The sequence below is a fragment of the Psychrobacter sp. TB20-MNA-CIBAN-0197 genome (assembly GCF_040309765.1).
In the GTDB taxonomy this organism is placed as follows: Bacteria; Pseudomonadota; Gammaproteobacteria; order Pseudomonadales; family Moraxellaceae; genus Psychrobacter; species Psychrobacter submarinus.
The window spans coordinates 1-250 of the sequence record NZ_JBEOPC010001109.1 but is presented as its reverse complement, the minus strand read 5'-3'; the positions used below and the strand labels follow the sequence as shown (position 1 = coordinate 250).

At 42.8% G+C, this 250-nt stretch carries 1 protein-coding gene; it reads right to left on the bottom strand.

What is annotated here, in order from left to right:
* A partial coding sequence (locus AAEY83_RS17360) for a site-2 protease family protein (protein ID WP_351061168.1) occupies positions 1 to 250 on the bottom strand: 250 nt, incomplete at both ends.

Sequence of the window (250 nt, the reverse complement as noted above, 5' to 3'; positions counted from 1 at the left end):
CGGTAATACTACCTACCACAGGCTTTACCGACTGCACACCCACCATATACATTACAGCAAGAGCAAAAATGGCAAACAAAAAGTTGGCCATTGGACCCGCTGCAACTATGGCAATACGTGCTTGTACAGATTTAGCGTTAAACGATAAATGACGTTGGTTTGCCGGCACGTCATCAACACGCTCATCAAGCATTTTTACATAACCGCCTAATGGAATAGCCGCAATCACATATTCGGTATTATATTTATC